Source organism: Streptomyces sp. NPDC058812 (assembly GCF_042744565.1).
GTDB lineage: Bacteria > Actinomycetota > Actinomycetes > Streptomycetales > Streptomycetaceae > Streptomyces > Streptomyces thinghirensis.
The window spans coordinates 65,118-84,806 of sequence record NZ_JBHYOB010000003.1 but is presented as its reverse complement, the minus strand read 5'-3'; the positions used below and the strand labels follow the sequence as shown (position 1 = coordinate 84,806).

The following is a 19,689-nucleotide window of genomic DNA, read 5'->3' as shown; positions in this document are numbered from 1 at the left end:
CATGCAGACTCCCCCGCCGACCACCCCGCGCACCGAGCCCACCGACGCGGACGTCGAGGCCTTCAAGCAGCAGCTCGGGCGCCCCCCGCGCGGCCTGCGCGCCATCGCGCACCGCTGTCCGTGCGGACAGCCGGACGTCGTGGAGACGGCGCCCCGGCTGCCCGACGGCACGCCCTTCCCCACGCTGTACTACCTGACGTGCCCGAAGGCGGCCTCCGCGATCGGCACGCTGGAGGCGAACGGCGTGATGAAGGAGATGACCGAGCGCCTGGCCACCGACCCGGAGCTGGCCGCCGCCTACCGCGCCGCGCACGAGGACTACGTCCGGCGCCGCGACGAGATCGAGGAGCTGACCGGCTTCCCGAGCGCGGGCGGCATGCCGGACCGGGTCAAGTGCCTGCACGTGCTGGTCGCCCACTCGCTGGCGGCCGGTCCCGGCGTCAATCCGCTGGGCGACGAGGCGATCGCGATGCTGCCCGAGTGGTGGCGCAAAGGGCCGTGCGTGACGCTCGCCGAGACCCCTGACGAGGAGGACGGCAAGTGACCCGTGTCGCCGCCGTCGACTGCGGTACGAACTCCATCCGGCTGCTCGTCGCCGACGCCGCCCCCGAGACCGGTGAGCTGACCGACCTCGACCGCCGCATGACCATCGTGCGGCTCGGTCAGGGCGTCGACCGGACCGGGCGGCTGGCGCCCGAGGCGCTGGAGCGGACCTTCGCCGCCTGCCGCGAGTACGCCGAGGTCATCAAGGAGCACGGCGCGAAGCGACTGCGCTTCGTGGCGACCTCCGCCTCCCGGGACGCGGAGAACCGGGACGACTTCGTGCGCGGGGTGCTGGACATCCTCGGCGTGGAGCCGGAGGTCATCTCGGGCGACCAGGAGGCGGAGTTCTCCTTCACCGGCGCCACCAAGGAGCTGGCCGGCCGCGACCACCTCGACAAGCCCTACCTGGTCGTCGACATCGGCGGCGGCTCGACCGAGTTCGTCGTCGGGGACGACCACGTGCGCGCGGCCCGCTCGGTGGACGTCGGCTGTGTGCGGATGACCGAGCGGCACCTCATGAACGCCGGCGCGGTGACCGACCCGCCCACCGCCGAGCAGGTCGCGGCGATGCGGGCCGACATCGATGCGGCCCTGGACCTCGCCGAGGAGACGGTGCCGCTGCGCGAGGCGCGCACGCTGGTCGGACTGGCCGGCTCGGTGACGACGGTGTCGGCGATCGCGCAGGAGCTGCCGGAGTACGACTCGGCCGCCATCCACCACTCCCGTGTCTCCCGCGACCGGGTCCGGGAGATCACCGACTGGCTGCTGCGCTCCACCCACGCCGAGCGCGCGGCCGTTCCCTCCATGCATCCGGGCCGCGTCGACGTGATCGGAGCGGGAGCGCTCGTCCTGCTCTCGATCATGGAGCGGACGGGTGCGGAGGAGGTCGTCGTGAGCGAGCACGACATCCTCGACGGCATCGCGTGGTCGGTGGCGTAGGGGCGGGCGTAGGCGTCCGCGGTCGCGGTCTGAGCAGGACGGACGACGATTGAGCGCGCGTTGAGGGGCCCTTCGGGGCCCCTCGGTGACATCCCGTCGGGAAACTTCGTGAAGTTCTTCACAAGGAATTGGGCCCTGTCGGACGACGAAAGCGCGCCGGTTGACCCTTTTGGGGGTTCAACTGCCCTTTGAACGTGTTCAGGACGGTGCTTCGGAGGGGTCTCGAAGAGGCGTTCCGGGAGGGTGGTCCACCGTCTCCGGAAGTGCGGAGGGGCAGCTCACGCGGCATTGACAACGGGGTGCACTACACGCTGGTTCCGTTCCCCGCCATGATCTCCGTCACGTGGATCGCGGATGGTAGCACAGCGCCCACCGAAGCTTGTGAAGGGGCGCACGAACCACCCCCCTCGGGCGGGTGGATACTCGATGGCATGAGCACCACGGAGCGTCCCAGGATCCTCGTAGTAGGCGGTGGGTACGTAGGCCTGTACGCAGCTCGACGCATCCAGAAGAAGATGCGTTACGGCGAGGCGACCGTCACCGTCGTCGACCCGCGGTCGTACATGACCTACCAGCCCTTCCTCCCCGAAGCCGCCGCCGGCAACATCTCCCCGCGGCACGTCGTCGTCCCCCTGCGGCGCGTGCTTCCGAAGGCGGAGGTCCTCACCGGCCGGGTCACCACCATCGACCAGGACCGCAAGGTCGCCACGATCGCCCCCCTGGTGGGCGAGGCGTACGAGCTGCCCTTCGACTACCTGGTCATCGCCATGGGCGCGGTCTCCCGCACCTTCCCGATCCCCGGCCTCGCCGAGCAGGGCATCGGTATGAAGGGCATCGAGGAGTCCATCGGCCTGCGCAACCACGTCCTGGAGCAGCTCGACAAGGCCGACTCCACCACCGACGAGGAGATCCGCCGCAAGGCGCTCACCTTCGTCTTCATCGGCGGCGGTTTCGCCGGCGCGGAGACCATCGGTGAGGTCGAGGACATGGCGCGCGACGCGGCCAAGTACTACAAGAACGTCTCCCGCGAGGACATGCGGTTCGTCCTCGTGGACGCCGCCGACAAGATCCTCCCCGAGGTCGGTCCGAAGCTCGGCCAGTACGGCAAGGAGCACCTCGAGGGCCGCGGCGTCGAGGTCTACCTGTCCACCTCCATGGACTCCTGCGTCGACGGACACGTGGTGTTGAAGAACGGCCTCGAGGTCGACTCCAGCACGATCGTCTGGACGGCCGGCGTCAAGCCGAACCCGGCGCTGTCCCGCTTCGGCCTGCCGCTGGGTCCCCGCGGTCACGTCGACTGCGAGCCGACGCTCCAGGTCAAGGGCACCGACTACATCTGGGCCGCGGGCGACAACGCCCAGGTGCCGGACCTCGTCGGCCGCAAGGCGGGCAACGAGAACGCCTGGTGCCCGCCGAACGCCCAGCACGCGCTGCGCCAGGCCAAGGTCCTCGGCGACAACGTGATCTCCGGTATGCGGGGCTTCCCGCAGAAGGACTACAGCCACGCCAACAAGGGCGCGGTGGCGGGCCTCGGCCTGCACAAGGGCGTGGCGATGATCGTCATGGGCAAGATGAAGATCAAGCTCAAGGGCCGTCTCGCCTGGTACATGCACCGCGGCTACCACGGCATGGCGATGCCGACCTTCAACCGGAAGATCCGCGTCTTCGCGGACTGGACGCTCGGCATGTTCCTCAAGCGCGAGGTCGTCTCCCTCGGCGCGATGGAGTCCCCGCGCGAGGAGTTCTACGAGGCCGCCAAGCCGGCGCCGGCCGCCGCGCCGAAGGCCGCCGACCAGAGCGACAAGGCCGCGAAGTCGGAGAAGTCCGAGGAGAAGGCCAAGGCCTCCTGACCTCCGGTCGCCTCCCGCAGTAGCGCAGTAGCGCAGTAGCGCAGTAGCGCAGTAGCTCCTCGAAGTGGGCCGCCCGCCATCCGTGGTGCGGGCGGCCCGCTTCGCGCTGCGCCGACGGGCGAAAAAACCTCGTGGTGTGTACAGGTATTTTGCTCAGTCGTAACGCGCGCCGGGGACTGTACGGCGGGCTCCCAGGTGTTTACGTGGTGTTGGACATTCCGGGATCGCTCGTCACGGAGGTACGCCATGGCTGACGCCGCGCTGCGGCTGCAGAACCTCTTCGAACAGTTGCTGGGAGCACCACTCCCGGTGCGCATCCGCGCCTGGGACGGTTCGCAGGCGGGCCCGCCGGGCGCGCCGACCCTCGTCGTCCGCAACCGCAGGGCCCTGCGCCGCCTGCTGTTCAAGCCGGGCGAACTCGGCCTGGCCCGCGCCTGGGTGGCCGGGGACCTGGGCGTCGACGGCGACCTCTACACCGCCCTCGACCTGATGGCCGGCCTCGTCTGGGAGCGCGACGAGGACGCCCGCGGCCTCGTCGAGGCGCTCCGCGACCCCGAGGTCCGGGCCGCCGTACGCGGCCTGGTCAGGCTCGCCGGGCCGCCGCTGCCGCCCGCCCCGCCGCCGGAGGAGGTCCGCCGGAGCCGCGGTCACCTGCACACCAAGCGCAGCGACAGACGCGCCATCAGCCACCACTACGACGTCGGCAACGACTTCTACGAGCTGGTCCTCGGCCCGTCCATGGTCTACTCCTGCGCCTACTGGCCGGCCCTCCCGGCCGAGGGCGGCACCCTGGAGGACGCCCAGCGCGACAAGCTCGAACTGGTCTGCCGCAAGCTCGGCCTGACCCCCGGTCAGCGCCTCCTCGACGTCGGCTGCGGCTGGGGTTCCATGGCGATCCACGCGGCCCGCGAGCACGGCGTGAGCGTCGTCGGCGTCACGCTCTCCCAGGAGCAGGCCGCGTTCGCCCGCAAGCGCGTCGCCGACGAGGGGCTCACCGACCGGGTGGAGATCCGCGTCCAGGACTACCGGGACGTCGCGGACGGGCCGTACGACGCCATCTCGTCCATCGGTATGGCCGAGCACGTCGGCGCCGAGCGGTATCTGGAGTACGCCGTCGACCTGTTCAAGCTCCTCGAGCCGGGCGGACGGCTGCTGAACCACCAGATCGCCCGCCGCCCCCGGCGGGACGAGTCCGCCTACAACGTGGACGAGTTCATCGACGCCTACGTCTTCCCCGACGGCGAACTGGCCCCGGTCGGCACCACCGTCACGCAGCTGGAGCGCGCCGGGTTCGAGGTGCGCGACGTGGAGTCGATCCGCGAGCACTACGCGCTCACCCTGCGCCGCTGGGTCGCCAACCTGGAGTCCGACTGGGCGGCGGCCACGCGGCTGGTCAGCCCCGGCCGCGCCCGTGTCTGGCAGCTGTACATGGCCGCCTCGGCGCTCGCCTTCGAGCGCAACCGCATCGGCGTCAACCAGGTCCTCGCCGTGAAGACCCCCGAGCCGGGCGGCTCCGGGATGCCGCTGCGCGCCCGTACCTGGAACTGACCTCCGAGCGCATCGCGAAGGGCCCCGCTCCTGACGGAACGGGGCCCTGTTCACGCGTGGCGGCTACTCGGCCTTGATGGCGTCGAGCATGTTCAGGCGCGCCGCCCGGCGGGCCGGCCACAGTGCCGCCAGGACACCCACGAAGGCGGCCAGCAGCAGGAAGACGCCCATCCGGACCCAGGGCAGGACCAGCTCGTACGTCGGCATCGTCGTGCCCATCAGCTCGCCGGCCGCCCAGCCGAAGAACACGCCCAGGCCGATGCCGAGCACACCGCCGAACAGGGAGATCACCAGGGACTCCAGGCGGACCATCCGCTTGATGCCCTTGCGGTCCAGGCCGATCGCCCGCAGCATCCCGATCTCCTGGGAACGCTCGAAGACCGACATGGCCAGGGTGTTGATGACACCGAGGACGGCCACGATCACCGCCATGGCCAGCAGGCCGTAGAGCATGTTCAGCATCAGCGTGAACATCTTGGCGATCTCGTTGGAGATGTCCTGCTTGTCCTGGACCTTGATCGCCGGGTTGGTGTCCAGCGCCTTCACCAGGCTGTCCTTCGCGGCCGATGAGGCCCCCTCGGACATCTTCACCATCACCTGCATGTCGACCGGGTCGGACTGGTGCGGGGCGACGGTGGGCAGGTCGACCATGATGCCGCGGATCATCTCGTTGCCCTCGTAGACCCCGGCGACCTTCAGCCGCTGCTTCTCGCCGTCCTCGTAGGCGGCGGTGAAGGCGGAGCCGGCCTTCCAGCCGTGGTCCTTCGCGGTGTCGGCGTCCACGACGACGTCGGTGCCGCCGACCTCGAAGGCGCCCTGCTCGACCTTCAGGTCGGTCAGCTCGCCGATCGTGGAGCCGTTGACGCCGGTGAGGTACTCGGTCTCCCCGTTGATGCGGGACTCCGCGTTGCGCAGCGGGCTGATGGCGGTGATGCCGTCGGCCTCGGCCAGCTTCTCGGCGACGTCCGGATTGAGGTAGTTGCCGTTGGCCATGGAGACCACGTAGTCGGCCTCGATCGACGCCGACGCCATCTTGTCGATCGACTTCTGCAGGCTGCCCGCCATCACCGTCATGCCGGTGATCAGGGTGAGGCCGATCATCAGCGCGGAGGCGGTGGCGGCGGTGCGGCGCGGGTTGCGCACCGAGTTCTGCCGGGCGAGCTTGCCCGAGACGCCGAACACGCGCAGCACCGGCGCCGCGGCGGCGATCAGCGGGCGGGAGAGCAGCGGTGTCAGGATGAACACGCCGATGATCAGCAGTACCGCGCCCAGGCCCATCGGGGCCTGCCCGTCGGAGCCCTCCATCGTCGTCGCCGCGAGGACGACCGCGACACCGGCGGCCGAGACCAGCGCGCCCAGCGTGTTGCGCAGCACCAGAGACTTCGTCGTGGCCGTGGCGTGCACGCTGCTCATCGCCGCGACCGGCGGGATCTTCGCCGCCCGGCGGCCGGGCAGCCACGCCGCCAGCATGGTGACCAGGACACCGACCGCGAGGGCCGCGACGATCGTGCCGGGCGAGACCACCAGCGGACCGTCGGGCACGACCGCGCCCATCGAGCCCATCAGGGAGCGCATTCCGGCGCCGATGCCGATGCCCGCGAGCAGGCCGGTCACCGCGGCGACGACGCCGACCACGAACGCCTCGATCAGCACCGACCGCGTGACCTGCCGGCGGGAGGCGCCGACCGCCCGCATGAGGGCAAGCTCCTTGGTGCGCTGGGCGACCAGCATCGTGAAGGTGTTGGCGATGATGAACGTGCCGACGAACAGCGCGATGCCGGCGAAGACCAGCAGCCCCTGCTTCATGCCGCTCATCGACGAGGCGATCGTCTCCGCCTGGTCGTCGGCCAGTTCCTTGCCGGTGGTGGTCTCGACGAGGTCCTTCGGCAGCGCCTTGTCCAGCTGTGCCTTCAGCGCGGCCTGCGTGACACCGGCCTTCGCCTTGACGTCGATCTCGTCGTACGTGCCCGCCTTGCCGAACAGCTTCTGCGCGGTCGCCGTGTCGAACAGGGTGAGGCTGCCGCCGGCCGCGACGTTGCCGTCCTCGGTGGTGAAGACGCCGACGACCTTCGGGGTGATGACCGGGCCGTCCACGGACATCCGCACGGTGTCACCGACGCCGTAGCCGGTGCGCTCGGCGGTCCTGGAGTCGATGAGGATCTCGCCGGGGCCCTTCGGGGCGTGCCCGTCGGTCAGCGGGTACCGGGGGTCCTTCGCGCCCCAGTAGTTGCCGCCCTGCGTGCTCCAGCCGTCACCGATCAGGTCGCCGTCCTTGTCGGCGACGGCGGTGAACCCGGTCACCACGCCGATGGCCGAGGCCGCGCCGGGCACCTTCGCACTGTCGTCGAGGAGGGCCTCGGTCAGCTCGGGGACCTCGCCGACCTTGTCGCCCTCGGCCTCCTGGTACTCGGTGGTCACGGCGACGTCGACCTGGTCGAAGCCCTTGGCGGAACTGTTCTGCAGGGCGTCGGAGATGGTGTTGGTGAAGACCAGGGTGCCCGACACGAACGCCACGCCGAGCATCACGGCGAGTACGGTCATCAACAGCCTGGCCTTGTGCGCGAATACGTTGCGCAAGGCGGTACGGAACATGGGTCTTCTCTGTCCAGACTTACGGGGAGAGGCGGGGCGGGACGTCGGCGGACGTCGGCGGGACGTCAGCTGGTGCGGCCCTTGGCGTCGAACTGCTTCATGCGGTCCAGCACCGAGTCGGCCGTCGGCCCGTACACCTCGTCGACGATGCGTCCGTCCGCGAGGAAGACCACCCGGTCCGCGTAGGCCGCGGCCACCGGGTCGTGGGTCACCATCACCACGGTCTGCCCCAGCTCCCGCACCGAGTTGCGCAGGAAGCCCAGCACCTCGGCGCCCGAGCGGGAGTCGAGGTTCCCGGTCGGCTCGTCACCGAAGATGATCTCCGGCCGCGAGGCCAGTGCCCGGGCCACGGCCACCCGCTGCTGCTGGCCGCCGGAGAGCTGGGAGGGACGGTGGCCGAGCCGGTCGGACAACCCGATCATCCGGATCACGGAGTCCAGCCACTGCTTGTCCGGCTTGCGGCCCGCGATGTCCATCGGGAGGGTGATGTTCTCCAGCGCGGAGAGCGTCGGCAGCAGGTTGAACGCCTGGAAGATGAAGCCGATCTTGTCCCGGCGCAGCTTGGTCAGCTGCTTGTCCTTCAGGGAGCCCAGTTCCGTGTCGCCGATGCGCACCGAGCCGGAGGAGAAGGTGTCCAGCCCGGCGACGCAGTGCATCAGCGTGGACTTGCCGGAGCCGGAGGGGCCCATGATCGCGGTGAACTCGGCCTGCCGGAAGTCGACGGAGACCCGGTCCAGGGCGACCACCTGGGTCTCGCCCTGGCCGTAGATCTTGGAAAGCTCCGTGGCGCGTGCGGCCACGGCGGTGGACCGGTCGGCGATGGGTGCGGTGGTCACGGGAAGGGCGCTCCTGTCGGTACGGCGTGTGCTCGGGGACGTTCTCCATCCTTCCGGCCGCGGGGCGCCGTGTAGTCAGCCGCTGTTCCGGTTTCGAGGGGCGACTACGGTCGGACGGCGCGGGCCGGTGTCATACCTGCGGATGACGGGCGACCCTGACGGGCCCGCCGCGGCGCCGCCGGCGCGAGAACGGGGCGGGCGTCCTTGTAGAGACGGTGAAATTCCGTCATTCCGCATGCGTGGCCGACCGACGCACGCAAGGGTGTTGACGGGTGTGGAAGGCCTGCCCCCGGAGCTGATGCCCTATCAGGCGCCAATAAAATAAGACAACATCGGTCCGCCCGCCCGCTGTTCGAGGGGCGCGTCCCGATAGGCTCGGGGCACTCGACGCGGAGCCCATGGCCTGCCCGGATGGTGGAATGCAGACACGGCGAGCTTAAACCTCGCTGCCCCCTCGGGGCGTGCCGGTTCAAGTCCGGCTCCGGGCACTTCCGACGCCGTCGATCCTCCGGAACCTCCCCTCGAACCGTTGACAGCGGCGTGCGCGCGGCCGGAAACTCCTCCCAGCAATCGGTGAAGGAATTTTCACTACACGAACATCAGCGAACATCCTCGCGGCAACGACGCCAATCGAAGGGAACGACCGATGCGCACCACCGTCGGCATCATCGGGGCCGGCCCCGCCGGACTCCTCCTCGCCCGGCTGCTCCACAACGCCGGTATCGACTCGGTCGTCCTGGAGAGCCGCGACCGCGCCTACGTCGAGCGGCGGCAGCGCGCCGGAATCCTGGAGCAGGGCACCGTGGACGTCCTGCGCGCGGCCGGGGCCGGGGAGCGGATGGACCGCGAGGGGCTGCCCCACGACGGCATCGAGCTGCGGTTCGCGAAACGGCGCCACCGCGTGGACTTCCCGGCGCTCACCGGCGGCAGGTCCGTCATGGTCTACGCCCAGACCGAGGTCTGCAAGGACCTCATCGCCCTCCAGCTCAAGGAGGGCGGCCCGCTGCTGTTCGAGGCCGAGGCGCTGGCCGTGGAGGGCGCCGAGACCGACCGTCCGCGCGTCCGCTTCCGCCAGGGTGGTGCCGAGGACGTCCTGGAGTGCGACTACGTCGTCGGCTGCGACGGCTTCTGGGGCGTGGCCCGGGCGGCGGTCCCGGCCGGGCTGGGCCGCACCTTCGAGCGGACGTACCCCTTCGGCTGGCTCGGCATCCTCGCCGACGTCGCCCCCTCGCACGACGAACTGGTCTACGCCCGCCACGACCGCGGCTTCGCCCTGCTCTCCATGCGCTCCCCGTCCGTCTCCCGGCTCTACCTCCAGGTGCCCGCGGACACGGACGCCGAGAGCTGGAGCGACGAGGAGATCTGGTCCGAGCTGGAACGCCGCTTCGAGACCGACGACGACTGGGTCCTGCACCGGGGTCCGATCACCCAGAAGTCGGTCACCCCCATGCGCTCCTACGTCCACGAGCCCATGCGGCACGGCCGCCTCTTCCTGGCCGGCGACGCCGCGCACATCGTGCCGCCCACCGGCGCCAAGGGCCTCAACCTCGCCGTCGGGGACGTCGTCACCTTCGCGCGGGCGCTGGCCCACCGCGCCGGGACCGGTTCCGACGAACTCCTCGACGCCTACTCCGCGACCTGCCTGCGCCGCGTCTGGCAGGCCGAGCGGTTCTCGTACGACATGACGACCCTCCTGCACCCCGCCCCCGACGCGACGCCCTTCGAGAACCGGCTCCAGCTGGCCCGCCTCGACCGGATCGCCTCCTCCCGCGCCGCCGAGACCGACCTCGCCGAGGCCTACACCGGTTTCCCGATCGGGTGAACGGGCACCCGGCCGCGCGCCCGCCCCGCTGGTGAGGGGAATCACCGATCCGCGTAGCGTGTTGTCCGCCAGGAGCAGGGAAAGATCCTCCCCAAGCAGTAGGGTCATTCCTTTGCCGTTCTATTACTCTTGAGCCAAGGCTGCGTCGTGTGGCCATGGAGGAGTGCAATGAGGAGCAGAAACCCGGTCTTCTCGCGACGGGGGTTCAGCCGCGACAACGGCTACGCGGGCTTCAACGCCGCGCCGCAGGCCGGGGGCCCCGCCGTCGCCACCCAGGGCAACCCGTACGCGCAGGGCACGCAGGGCAACCCGTACGCCCAGCCCGTCGGCAACCCCTACGCGCAGAACCCGTACGCCCAGCAGGACCAGCAGTACGGCGCGCCGCCGCAGGCGCCGTCCACCACCGGCCGGATGACGATGGACGACGTCGTCATCCGTACGGCGAGCACGCTCGGCGTGCTCGTGGTGACGGCCGCGCTCGCGTGGGCGCTGCTGCCCGTGGACGACGCCAACATCGGCCGTTCCATCGGCATCGGTATCGGTGCCGCGCTGGTCGGCATGGTCCTGGCGCTCGTCCAGTCCTTCAAGCGCAAGGCCTCGCCGGCGCTGATCCTGACGTACGCGGCGTTCGAGGGTGTCTTCCTCGGCGTCATTTCCAGCGTCGTCGACAACCGCATCGCCGACGGCGCGGCCATGCAGGCCGTGATCGGCACGATGGCGGTCTTCGCCGGTGTGCTGATCGCCTACAAGGCCGGCTGGATCCGCGTCAACCGCCGCTTCTACGGCTTCGTGATGGCGGCCGCGCTCGGCTTCGTCTTCCTGATGATGGTGAACCTGCTGTTCGCCGTCTTCGGCGGCGGTGACGGCCTCGGCTTCCGCAGCGGCACGCTCGGTGTCGTCTTCGGTATCGTCGGCATCATCCTCGGCGCCTGCTTCCTGGCCATGGACTTCAAGCAGGTCGAGGACGGTCTGGCCTACGGCGCCCCGCGCGAGGAGGCCTGGCTCGCCGCCTTCGGTCTCACGTTGACGCTGGTGTGGCTGTACCTGGAGTTCCTGCGACTGATCGCGATCCTGAACAGCAGCGACTAGCAGTAACCAGGCGTAGGCGCTGGTGAGGAAGGGCCCCGGGCTTGCGCCCGGGGCCCTTCGTCGTCGTGGCGGCGGCGCGCGCTCAGCGCAGCTTGCGCGCGGCCCTTCTCAGGTCGTACTCGTGGATGATCGCCTTCGCGTGGCCGTACGCGAGGTCGTGTTCGTGACGGAGCCAGCTGACCTTCTCCTCGAAGCGGAAGAGGGAGGGGCCGTCCTCGACGGTGCGCAGCCAGTCGGAGATCTCACGACCGGTGCAGTGGGGAATGCGGGCGAGCATGTTGCGATGGGTCTCCTCGGAGAAGACTTGGGACATCGGCGCCTCCGGGCGAAAGGGGTTGTAAGCCGGTCCTTCAGGTCACCGTGCCTGAGCGTTCGCCCGTTGGCAACAGTCCCGGAGGGGCGCGTACGCTCGCGCCGTGGTTGATACGACGCCTTTGACCCGTGCCGTGGACGACTTCGCCGACCGGTTGCGGGCCGCCCCGCAGAGCAGGCTGCAACGCGGGGCCGCCGCCGAGGCGCTGGAGCTGGCCAGGGAGCTGGCCCGGCGCGCCCAGCTCGTGGAGGAACCGGGGACGGAGCCGCGGCAGATGCCGGACGCGGGGATGTTCGCCGCCGCCGACCAGATCGCCGTCGCCGCCCACGACTTGGCCCTCGTGCTGAGCGACGAGGGCCAGGTGGAAGAAGCGGTGGGGCTGGTGGAGGAGGCCCGCAAGCGGGCCGGGGTATGAGGTCCCGGGCGGCCCGGGAGGTGACTGGCCCGGGAAGTGGCTAGAGGGACGCGATGACGCGGTCCGCCAGGATGTACACGTTCTCCTCGCCGCAGGCGAAGGTCAGCGTGTAGGCGCCGGAGATCCCCGAGCCGCCGAGGAGGTAGGGCGTCTTGCCCGCGCCCAGCGCGGCGGCCAGGCGCTCCGCGGTCTCGCGGTGGCCCGGCGTCATGCACAGCGTGGTGCCGTCGGCGAAGACGTACACGTCGAGCGTGCCCAGCGGGCCCGGGCGGACGTCCGCCAGCGCGACGCTCGACTCGGCCAGTTCCTCGAGAGTGGCGACGGTGCGCTCGTGGTCGCCCACGGCCGGCGACGGGTTCGGCACGAAGTCCGGGTGCGAGGGGTGCCGGCGGCGGGCGGCGGCCAGCTCGGCGGACTCCCTGGGGCCCGCGTCCTTCGGGGACGGCTCGTCGGTGTCCGCGCCCGGCTCGACCACGGGCTCCAGACCCACGAAATCCGCCTGGCGGGGCAGGAACAGCTCACTGTCGGACAGGCCGAGCAGCAGGGGCGCGTCGGAGGCGTCCCGGGACTCCTGGGCGGCCCAGAAGGCCCGTGCCTCGGCTAGCTCGCGCTCACGCTCCTCGGCGAGCGCCTCCGAGACGGCGGCGCGTATCTCCTCGGCGTCGGCCGTGGTGCGGGCGGCGGGCACGCGGCCACGCGTGGCGGCGGCGCGGCTCTCGGCCAGCTCGGTGCGCAGCGCCGCCACCTGCCGGCGCAGCACCAGAATGCTGCGCAGGACGGCGACGCCCACGGCGCCGGTGGCGGCCGTGGTGAGCAGCAGGGCGATCGGCATGGCGCTCACTGACGTACTCCCGGTTCAAAGTCGACCCCCGACTTCCTACATCAGCTTGAAGGGAGGACTAACCGCCTGTCAGTGCGTAACGTCACGAAACGGACAGGACTTTGGGCCCGGAAGGTAGGGGTGGGGCTGGTCTGACCTGCGTAAATCAAGGGGAAAGGAGAGGTAGGTCACATCCTGGGGGAGATTGGGTCACAAAACGGCCCAGAACCCTGGGGTGAACGGGGCTCCGGGCCGTGGTGTCACGCTGGGTCTCCCAGGCGCTACTGACCGTCTTTCAGCAGCGGCGTGTCGGTCAGCTCAGGCGCTCGATGACCATGGCCATGCCCTGGCCGCCGCCGACGCACATGGTCTCCAGGCCGAACTGCTTGTCGTGCGTCTGGAGGGAGTTGATCAGAGTGCCGGTGATGCGGGCGCCGGTCATGCCGAAGGGGTGGCCGACGGCGATGGCGCCGCCGTTGACGTTCAGCTTCTCCAGCGGGATGCCGAGGTCGCGGTAGGAGGGGATGACCTGCGCGGCGAACGCCTCGTTGATCTCCACCAGGTCGATGTCGTCGATGGTCAGCCCGGCGCGGGACAGGGCCTGCTTGCTCGCCTCGACCGGGCCCAGGCCCATGATCTCGGGGGAGAGGCCGGAGACGCCGGTGGAGACGATGCGGGCGAGCGGGGTCAGGCCCAGCTCGCGGGCCTTGGTGTCGCTCATGATCACGAGTGCGGCGGCGCCGTCGTTGAGCGGGCAGCAGTTGCCGGCGGTGACCAGGCCGTCGGGGCGGAAGACGGGCTTGAGGCCCTGGACACCCTCCAGGGTGACGCCGGCGCGGGGGCCGTCGTCCTTGGAGACGACCGTGCCGTCGGGGAGGGTCACCGGGGTGATCTCGCGCTCCCAGAAGCCGTTCTTGATGGCCTCCTCGGCGAGGTTCTGCGAGCGGACGCCGAACTCGTCCATGTCCTGCCGGGTGATGCCCTTGGCGCGGGCGAGGTTCTCGGCGGTCTGGCCCATCGCGATGTACGGGTCGGGGACGAGGCCGTCCTCGCGCGGGTCGTGCCAGGTGGTGCCCTCCTGCTGGGCGACCTCGGCGGTACGGGCCTCGGCCTCGGCGAACAGCGGGTTGCGGGTGTCCGGCAGGCTGTCGGAGTTGCCCTTGGCGAACCGGGAGACCATCTCGACACCGGCCGAGATGAAGACGTCGCCCTCGCCGGCCTTGATGGCGTGCAGGGCCATACGGGAGGTCTGCAGGGACGAGGAGCAGTACCGGGTGACGGTGCAGCCGGGCAGGTGGTCCATGCCCATCTCGACGGCGACGATCCGGCCGAGGTTGTTGCCCTGCTCACCGCCGGGCAGACCGCAGCCGAGCATCAGGTCGTCGATGTCCCTGGGGTCCAGCTCGGGAACCTTGGCGAGAGCGGCCTGGATGATCGTGGCGGCGAGGTCGTCGGGGCGCAGGTCCTTGAGGGAGCCCTTGAAGGCGCGGCCGATGGGGGAGCGGGTGGCTGAGACGATCACGGCTTCGGGCATCACGGCTCCAGTGGCGTCGCGGGGATGAGGCGGCTGGTTGGGAAGTTACCCGGACGTATGGCCTGGGTCACGGGTCTGGGTGTGTGACATGGACCGCAACTTTCTAAGCGCTTGCTTGGCATCGTGGCCGCGGGCAGTCGTGCCGCTGGGGCGGCACGGGCGGGCGGTGGGGGTACCTCCCGCTCGAGCGAAGCCGAGAGTGGGGGAGGCACCCCGCCGGCGCCGGTGAGTGCCACGCCCCTACCTCGGTTGCGCCGACGTTGCCGGCTCCGCCTCCGTCACCCGGCGCCGCCGCCTGCGCTTGAGCAGCGCCCAAGGCCCCCGCGGCCCCGTAGGCATCGCGGCGGCGACCTCCGTGCCCGCCTCCGACGCGGCCTCCGCCGCCGCCCGGGCCACCGGCAGGAAGCCCTCGCGGCGCAGCGCGTCGGGGCGCTCCTCCTCGGCCGGCCACAGGCCCAGCGCGGCGCACACCGACGGCAGTACCGCCATCGCGGCCGTCGCGTACCCCTCCGCGGAGGGGTGGTAGTTGTCGGGGCCGAACAGCTCCCGCGGGTTCTGCGCGAACTCCGGGCCCAGCAGGTCGCCCAGCGACACCGTGCGCCCGCCCTGCTCCACGACACCGATCGTCTGCGCCGCCGCCAGCTGCCGCGAGGTCCGCCGGGCCAGCCAGCGCAGCGGTTGCCGCACCCGCTCGATCGTGCCCAGGTCCGGGCAGGTGCCGACCACCACCTCCGCGCCGGCCGTACGCAGCCGCCGTACCGCCCCCGACAGGTGCCGGACCGAGCGGGTCGCGGGCATCCGGTGGGTGACGTCGTTCGCGCCGATCATGATCACGCAGATGTCGGGCACCCGGCCCGGATCCGCGAGCACCAGCGCCACCTGCCGGTCCAGGTCGTCCGAACAGGCCCCGGGCGCCGCGACCGACCCCAGTTCCACCGGCCGCTCCGCCACCGCCGCGAGCCCCGACGCCAGCAGCGCGCCCGGCGTCTGCCCGGCCCGGTGCACGCCCTGCCCGGCGGCCGTGGAGTCGCCCAGCATCATCAGCCGCAGAGGCGGCTCACCCGCCGTCGGCAGAATGCCGCCGTACAGCCCCTGCGCGTTCGGTACCCGGTCGGGTGTGCCGATGCCCACCCGGCGCCTGGCCAGCTGCACCTCCGCCAGCAGCAGCCCGACCGTGGCCGCGCCGGCCAGCCCGATGCCGCCACCGCCGTACGCCGCGCCGGCCGCGATCCGCCGGGCCACCCTCGCCCTCGACATGCTCGTCATACGTCGCCGCCACCTCCTCCAACCCGTACACCCACTGCTTGCCCCGTACGGACGGTCGCCCAATCTCAACGGGGAGTGAACGACCGTCACGGGGCATCGCCGGGCCGGCAGGCCATAGGCTGGCCGAACCGATAACGACCACACCTTTTGCAGCATCCGGAGACCACGGTGCATTTCCACGACTCGATGATCAGCCTCGTCGGCAACACCCCGCTGGTGCGGCTCAACAGCGTGACCAAGGGCATCAGGGCGACCGTCCTGGCCAAGGTGGAGTACTTCAACCCGGGCGGCTCGGTGAAGGACCGCATCGCCCTGCGCATGATCGAGGCCGCCGAGCAGAGCGGAGCCCTGCGGCCGGGCGGCACGATCGTCGAGCCGACCAGCGGCAACACGGGCGTGGGCCTCGCGATCGTGGCCCAGCAGAAGGGCTACAAGTGCATCTTCGTCTGCCCTGACAAGGTGTCCACCGACAAGATCAACGTGCTGCGCGCGTACGGCGCCGAGGTGGTCGTCTGCCCGACGGCGGTCGACCCCGAGCACCCGGACTCCTACTACAACGTCTCCGACCGGCTGGTCCGCGAGACGCCGGGCGCCTGGAAGCCGGACCAGTACTCCAACCCGCACAACCCGCTCTCCCACTACCACTCGACCGGTCCCGAGCTGTGGGAGCAGACGGAGGGGAAGATCACCCACTTCGTCACCGGCGTCGGCACCGGAGGCACCATCTCCGGCACCGGTCGGTACCTGAAGGAGATCAGCGACGGCGCGGTCAAGGTGGTCGGCGCCGACCCCGAGGGCTCGGTGTACTCCGGCGGCTCGGGGCGCCCCTACCTCGTCGAGGGCGTCGGCGAGGACTTCTGGCCGACGGCGTACGACCGGAACGTCGCCGACGAGATCGTCGCCGTGTCCGACAAGGACTCCTTCCAGATGACCCGCCGCCTCGCCAAGGAGGAGGGCCTGCTGGTGGGCGGCTCCTGCGGCATGGCGGTCGTCGCGGCGCTGGAGGTGGCCGAGCGGCTCGGTGAGGACGACGTGGTCGTCGTACTCCTCCCGGACAGCGGGCGCGGGTACCTCAGCAAGATCTTCAACGACGAGTGGATGGCCGACTACGGCTTCCTGGAGGACGCCGGTCCCAGCGCGCGCGTCGCCGACGTCCTGAACCACAAGGAGGGCGGCCACATCCCCTCCCTCGTCCACATGCACCCGGACGAGACGGTCGGCCAGGCCATCGACGTACTGCGCGAGTACGGCGTCTCGCAGATGCCGATCGTCAAGCCCGGCGCCGGTCACCCGGACGTGATGGCCGCCGAGGTCGTCGGCTCGGTCGTGGAACGCGAGCTGCTGGACGCCCTGTTCGCCAAGCGCGCGTCGCTGGAGGACCCGCTGGAGAAGCACGTGTCGGCCCCGCTGCCGCAGGTCGGCTCCGGCGAGCCGGTCGCGGACCTGATGTCGGTGCTCGGCGTCGCGGACGCGGCGATCGTCCTCGTCGAGGGCAAGCCGACCGGTGTGGTGAGCCGTCAGGACCTGCTGTCCTTCCTCGCGAAGGGCGGGAAGTAGCGGGGAGCCGCGGGAAGTTGCGGGGAGCCGTGGGAAGTTGAGGGAAGCCGGGGTGAACGTCGGGTGAACCAGCGGCCGAGCGGCCGGATGTGGAGCGCCCGATGATCTCCGTGGACTTCGCGGAAGCGGTACGCGCGCGTCACGTTCGCGCAGCACACGCTTAACACGGGTCCGGCACAGTGGTGGTTGTCGGCAGGGCGGGAGCGGCTCCCCGTCCCGGCCGGCACCGAACGGCGTCAAGGACCTTCCGGAGCGGCTCCCGGACCTCCATGGACGCCACGGACGCGCCGCCCCGGCCGTGAGGCCCGGCACCGCGCGTCCCCGCGGGGACCGCCGTCGTCCCGCCCCCCAGCGATGGGGGTGCGGCGGTCCCCGCGCAGTCTTTCTCAGTCCTGCCAGGCGTCGTCCTTGTCGGCGCGGCGGCGGCCGAAGAGGCCCGGGTTGGTCCGGGCGGCCTGGACGACGTTCACCCCGACGATGCCGGCCCAGGCGACCAGCAGCCCGGGGAGGTCGGCCACGCCGCCGCCGATCGCGGACAGCGGGACCGCGAGGACCAGCGAGACGATGCCGAAGCCGAAGCGCTCGCCGAAGGAGTCCGTGGGCCTCGGCGACCGGCTGTCCCGGGCCGCCGCCATCTGCTGCTCGGCGAGCTGCCGGCGCACCCGGCGCTCGACCGTTCCGTCGATGCGCTGGTCGACCTTCTCCAGGAAGGAGTCGACCAGCGCGGACTCGTACTCCTCGCCGAGTTCCCTGCGGGTCTGCAGGGTGGCGTCGAGTTCCTTCTTGAGGTCGGTGTCCCGCCCGTCCATTCCCGTCATGGCTGCCACGGTAGGCAGCCGGAGCGTCGGCGGCACTGGGGTTAGCCCCCGTCTTGTGGCTGGGGCGGCCGGGAGGGGAACGCTCGGCGTCGTGCGGGCCGCCGCCTCGCTGTATAACGGTATGCAGGAATCGGGGACAGTGAATAGCGGCGAGGGGGAGCACGTCATGAGCGGGAACAACGGGACCGACAGCCCGGCCGTGCGGCTGCAGGCGCTCTTCGAGGGGCACCGGCTGACGCCGACCCAGCGGCGCATCGCGCACAGCATGGTGCGGCGCGCCTCCGAGGTGCCCTTCCTGTCCAGCGTGGAGCTGGCCGAGCTGGCCGGGGTCAGCCAGCCGTCCGTGACCCGCTTCGCCGTCGCCCTCGGCTTCGACGGCTACCCGGCGCTGCGCCGCCATCTGCGCGAGGTCGCTCCCGCGGAACCGGCGGCGGACACCGGCTCCTGCAACGAGTACCAGCAGGCCGTGGAGGCCGAGATCGAGAACCTGCGCCATCTGGCGGAGGCGCTCGCGGACCCCGGGCCGGTGCGGGAGGCGGGCCGCCTCCTCGCCGGGAGCAGGCCCCTGCCCGTCCTCGGACTGCGGGCGGCGGCGGCCCAGGCGCACGGCTTCGCCTACTTCGCCGCCAAGGTCCACCCGGACGTCCGGCTCCTGAACGAGGGGGGCACGATGCTCCACGACCGCATCGACGCCGCCGTCCGGGCCGGCGCGACGGCCCTGCTCTGCTTCGCCCTGCCCCGCCATCCGCGCGAGGTCGTCGACACGCTCGCCCACGCCAAGGAGGCGGGGCTCACGGTGGTGACCGTCGCCGACTCCGCCTTCGCGCCGGTCGCCAAGGTCTCCGACCTGCTGCTGCCCGCCGCGGTCGGTACCGGCCTCGCCTTCGACACCGCCTGCGCGCCGATGCTGCTCGGCCGGGTGCTGCTGGAGGCCATGTGCGACGACCTGCCGGACGCCCAGGCCCGGCTGGAGGAGTTCGACACGAAGGCGGCGGTGCGGGGGCTCTTCGTGGACTGACGCGGGGCGCCGGCACCGACGGCCCGTTTCTCAGATTCGTCTCAGCTTCTCCCGTTAACCTGCCTCGCCTCACACCCTTCACAGGCATTGCGGGCAGCAGAACGGGACAGGAGGCCGGACGTGGCGCGCGGAGGACAGGGGCTGGCTCGGGTCGCCGTCGTCGTACGGGCGGGGGCGGCACCGCTGTGGTGGCTGGGCGTACTCGCGGCGGGCATCGGGGTGCTGGTGCCGGGGCTGACCGGACGCCGGATCGGCGTCCTGGCGGGCGCCGCGCTGTTCGTCGTCGCGGCGGCGGTCGTCGCGTCCGTGCGCCGCAGGCGGTACACCGCCCTGGCCCGCTCGGCCGGCCGCGCGGGCAAGCACGACGTGCTCCAGGACCGCGCGGTGACCCTGCGCAACTGGCGCCGGGGCCACCGCTGGTGGCTGCTCCTCGCCTTCCTCGCCGCCCTGGGCAGCGCCTTCGCCGTCCCCGCCGCCGCCGGACTGCTGATGGCCGGCTGCGGCGTCGGCCTGTGGCTGAAGTCCGCCTGGATCGGCCGCCGCGAACAGGCCGGCGAGGCCCTGCTGTGGGTCCGCGTGGACTGGCTCGCCCGCGGCACCGGCCGCCCGGCGGGCAAGGCCGTCCGTGCGTACCGCAGCACAGGCATCGCGGCGGGCGACGCCGCGCCGGGCGGGGCGAGGCGGAAGACGGCGGCGCCGGTGTGATGCGGAGGGTGCCGGTGCCGGTGC

Annotated in this window: 17 protein-coding genes and 1 tRNA gene; 11 read left to right on the top strand and 7 right to left on the bottom strand. The window is 71.3% G+C overall.

What is annotated here, in order from left to right:
• The first annotated feature begins 1 nt into the window (after nt 1).
• The 4 genes from ACFW48_RS07270 to ACFW48_RS07255 all read left to right on the top strand — a co-directional run bounded on the left by ACFW48_RS07270 (nt 2) and on the right by ACFW48_RS07255 (nt 4,880).
• Nucleotides 2-544, top strand: coding sequence for a DUF501 domain-containing protein (locus ACFW48_RS07270; RefSeq protein ID WP_386311249.1), 543 nt, complete (start codon nt 2-4; stop codon nt 542-544).
• Entirely contained in the window at nt 541-1,482 is a 942-nt protein-coding gene (locus tag ACFW48_RS07265) for an exopolyphosphatase (RefSeq protein WP_386311247.1), read from the top strand. The genes ACFW48_RS07270 and ACFW48_RS07265 overlap by 4 nt, the downstream gene beginning before the upstream one ends.
• 431 nt (nt 1,483-1,913) lie before the next feature.
• A complete protein-coding gene (locus ACFW48_RS07260) occupies nt 1,914-3,332 on the top strand; it encodes an NAD(P)/FAD-dependent oxidoreductase (RefSeq protein ID WP_386311245.1) in 1,419 nt (472 codons plus the stop codon).
• A 246-nt stretch (nt 3,333-3,578) separates the two neighbouring features.
• Entirely contained in the window at nt 3,579-4,880 is a 1,302-nt protein-coding gene (locus tag ACFW48_RS07255; RefSeq protein ID WP_386311243.1) for a class I SAM-dependent methyltransferase, read from the top strand.
• A gap of 63 nt (nt 4,881-4,943) precedes the next feature.
• Here ACFW48_RS07255 and ACFW48_RS07250 read toward each other — a convergent pair whose 3' ends face one another.
• Together ACFW48_RS07250 and ACFW48_RS07245 are read right to left on the bottom strand one after the other, a co-directional pair.
• Nucleotides 4,944-7,472 carry an ABC transporter permease gene (locus ACFW48_RS07250; protein ID WP_386311241.1) on the bottom strand — a complete coding sequence of 843 codons (2,529 nt, stop codon included), beginning with the start codon at nt 7,470-7,472 and terminating at the stop codon, nt 4,944-4,946.
• Between the two features lie 65 nt (nt 7,473-7,537).
• The gene (locus ACFW48_RS07245; protein WP_386311239.1) at nt 7,538-8,308 is read right to left on the bottom strand and encodes an ABC transporter ATP-binding protein; all 771 of its coding nucleotides are present in this window, start codon (nt 8,306-8,308) and stop codon (nt 7,538-7,540) included.
• Between the two features lie 405 nt (nt 8,309-8,713).
• Between ACFW48_RS07245 and ACFW48_RS07240 the strand changes: the two genes are divergently transcribed.
• The 3 genes from ACFW48_RS07240 to ACFW48_RS07230 all read left to right on the top strand — a co-directional run bounded on the left by ACFW48_RS07240 (nt 8,714) and on the right by ACFW48_RS07230 (nt 11,219).
• Nucleotides 8,714-8,796 (top strand) — tRNA-Leu (locus ACFW48_RS07240).
• 158 nt (nt 8,797-8,954) lie between these two features.
• Nucleotides 8,955-10,130: a 4-hydroxybenzoate 3-monooxygenase gene (locus ACFW48_RS07235; protein WP_386311237.1), complete on the top strand. Its 1,176-nt coding sequence runs from the start codon at nt 8,955-8,957 to the stop codon at nt 10,128-10,130.
• Between the two features lie 168 nt (nt 10,131-10,298).
• Nucleotides 10,299-11,219 (top strand): Bax inhibitor-1/YccA family protein, encoded by a 921-nt coding sequence (locus tag ACFW48_RS07230; RefSeq protein ID WP_386311235.1) that lies wholly within the window; start codon nt 10,299-10,301, stop codon nt 11,217-11,219.
• 82 nt (nt 11,220-11,301) lie between these two features.
• Here the strand turns inward: ACFW48_RS07230 and ACFW48_RS07225 are convergent, their stop codons facing one another.
• Nucleotides 11,302-11,532 carry a DUF4287 domain-containing protein gene (locus ACFW48_RS07225; RefSeq protein ID WP_055417294.1) on the bottom strand — a complete coding sequence of 77 codons (231 nt, stop codon included), beginning with the start codon at nt 11,530-11,532 and terminating at the stop codon, nt 11,302-11,304.
• 103 nt (nt 11,533-11,635) lie between these two features.
• Between ACFW48_RS07225 and ACFW48_RS07220 the strand changes: the two genes are divergently transcribed.
• The gene (locus ACFW48_RS07220) at nt 11,636-11,947 is read left to right on the top strand and encodes a hypothetical protein (protein WP_386311233.1); all 312 of its coding nucleotides are present in this window, start codon (nt 11,636-11,638) and stop codon (nt 11,945-11,947) included.
• Between the two features lie 40 nt (nt 11,948-11,987).
• Here the strand turns inward: ACFW48_RS07220 and ACFW48_RS07215 are convergent, their stop codons facing one another.
• The 3 genes from ACFW48_RS07215 to ACFW48_RS07205 all read right to left on the bottom strand — a co-directional run bounded on the left by ACFW48_RS07215 (nt 11,988) and on the right by ACFW48_RS07205 (nt 15,567).
• Nucleotides 11,988-12,788 (bottom strand): hypothetical protein, encoded by an 801-nt coding sequence (locus tag ACFW48_RS07215; protein ID WP_386311231.1) that lies wholly within the window; start codon nt 12,786-12,788, stop codon nt 11,988-11,990.
• Nucleotides 12,789-13,080: 292 nt separating this feature from the next.
• Nucleotides 13,081-14,301, bottom strand: coding sequence for an acetyl-CoA C-acetyltransferase (locus ACFW48_RS07210; protein ID WP_310873012.1), 1,221 nt, complete (start codon nt 14,299-14,301; stop codon nt 13,081-13,083).
• 240 nt (nt 14,302-14,541) lie between these two features.
• Entirely contained in the window at nt 14,542-15,567 is a 1,026-nt protein-coding gene (locus ACFW48_RS07205; protein WP_386311229.1) for an SGNH/GDSL hydrolase family protein, read from the bottom strand.
• Nucleotides 15,568-15,735: 168 nt separating this feature from the next.
• Between ACFW48_RS07205 and ACFW48_RS07200 the strand changes: the two genes are divergently transcribed.
• Nucleotides 15,736-17,124, top strand: a complete 1,389-nt coding sequence (locus tag ACFW48_RS07200) for a cystathionine beta-synthase (RefSeq protein WP_386311227.1) — start codon at nt 15,736-15,738, stop codon at nt 17,122-17,124.
• Between the two features lie 386 nt (nt 17,125-17,510).
• On the opposite strand, the gene ACFW48_RS07195 is transcribed toward ACFW48_RS07200, so the two are convergent.
• A complete protein-coding gene (locus ACFW48_RS07195) occupies nt 17,511-17,942 on the bottom strand; it encodes a hypothetical protein (RefSeq protein WP_386311226.1) in 432 nt (143 codons plus the stop codon).
• A 166-nt stretch (nt 17,943-18,108) separates the two neighbouring features.
• On the opposite strand from ACFW48_RS07195, the gene ACFW48_RS07190 reads away from it, so the two are divergent.
• Complete coding sequence (locus ACFW48_RS07190) at nt 18,109-18,960, top strand: MurR/RpiR family transcriptional regulator (RefSeq protein WP_386311224.1); 852 nt, start codon at nt 18,109-18,111, stop codon at nt 18,958-18,960.
• Between the two features lie 120 nt (nt 18,961-19,080).
• On the top strand, nt 19,081-19,665 hold the full coding sequence (locus ACFW48_RS07185; protein ID WP_386311222.1) for a hypothetical protein: 585 nt from the start codon (nt 19,081-19,083) through the stop codon (nt 19,663-19,665).
• Nucleotides 19,666-19,689 lie beyond the last annotated feature (24 nt).

What these genes read in the sequence shown, in the direction of transcription:
- ACFW48_RS07235 (WP_386311237.1), top strand. Translation starts at nt 8,955, where the DNA reads ATGCGCACCACCGTCGGCATCATCGGGGCCGGCCCCGCCGGACTCCTC.
- ACFW48_RS07210 (WP_310873012.1), bottom strand. Translation starts at nt 14,301, where the DNA reads ATGCCCGAAGCCGTGATCGTCTCAGCCACCCGCTCCCCCATCGGCCGC.
- ACFW48_RS07270 (WP_386311249.1), top strand. Translation starts at nt 2, where the DNA reads ATGCAGACTCCCCCGCCGACCACCCCGCGCACCGAGCCCACCGACGCG.
- ACFW48_RS07260 (WP_386311245.1), top strand. Translation starts at nt 1,914, where the DNA reads ATGAGCACCACGGAGCGTCCCAGGATCCTCGTAGTAGGCGGTGGGTAC.
- ACFW48_RS07255 (WP_386311243.1), top strand. Translation starts at nt 3,579, where the DNA reads ATGGCTGACGCCGCGCTGCGGCTGCAGAACCTCTTCGAACAGTTGCTG.
- ACFW48_RS07225 (WP_055417294.1), bottom strand. Translation starts at nt 11,532, where the DNA reads ATGTCCCAAGTCTTCTCCGAGGAGACCCATCGCAACATGCTCGCCCGC.
- ACFW48_RS07195 (WP_386311226.1), bottom strand. Translation starts at nt 17,942, where the DNA reads ATGACGGGAATGGACGGGCGGGACACCGACCTCAAGAAGGAACTCGAC.
- ACFW48_RS07250 (WP_386311241.1), bottom strand. Translation starts at nt 7,472, where the DNA reads ATGTTCCGTACCGCCTTGCGCAACGTATTCGCGCACAAGGCCAGGCTG.
- ACFW48_RS07230 (WP_386311235.1), top strand. Translation starts at nt 10,299, where the DNA reads ATGAGGAGCAGAAACCCGGTCTTCTCGCGACGGGGGTTCAGCCGCGAC.
- ACFW48_RS07190 (WP_386311224.1), top strand. Translation starts at nt 18,109, where the DNA reads ATGAGCGGGAACAACGGGACCGACAGCCCGGCCGTGCGGCTGCAGGCG.
- ACFW48_RS07205 (WP_386311229.1), bottom strand. Translation starts at nt 15,567, where the DNA reads ATGACGAGCATGTCGAGGGCGAGGGTGGCCCGGCGGATCGCGGCCGGC.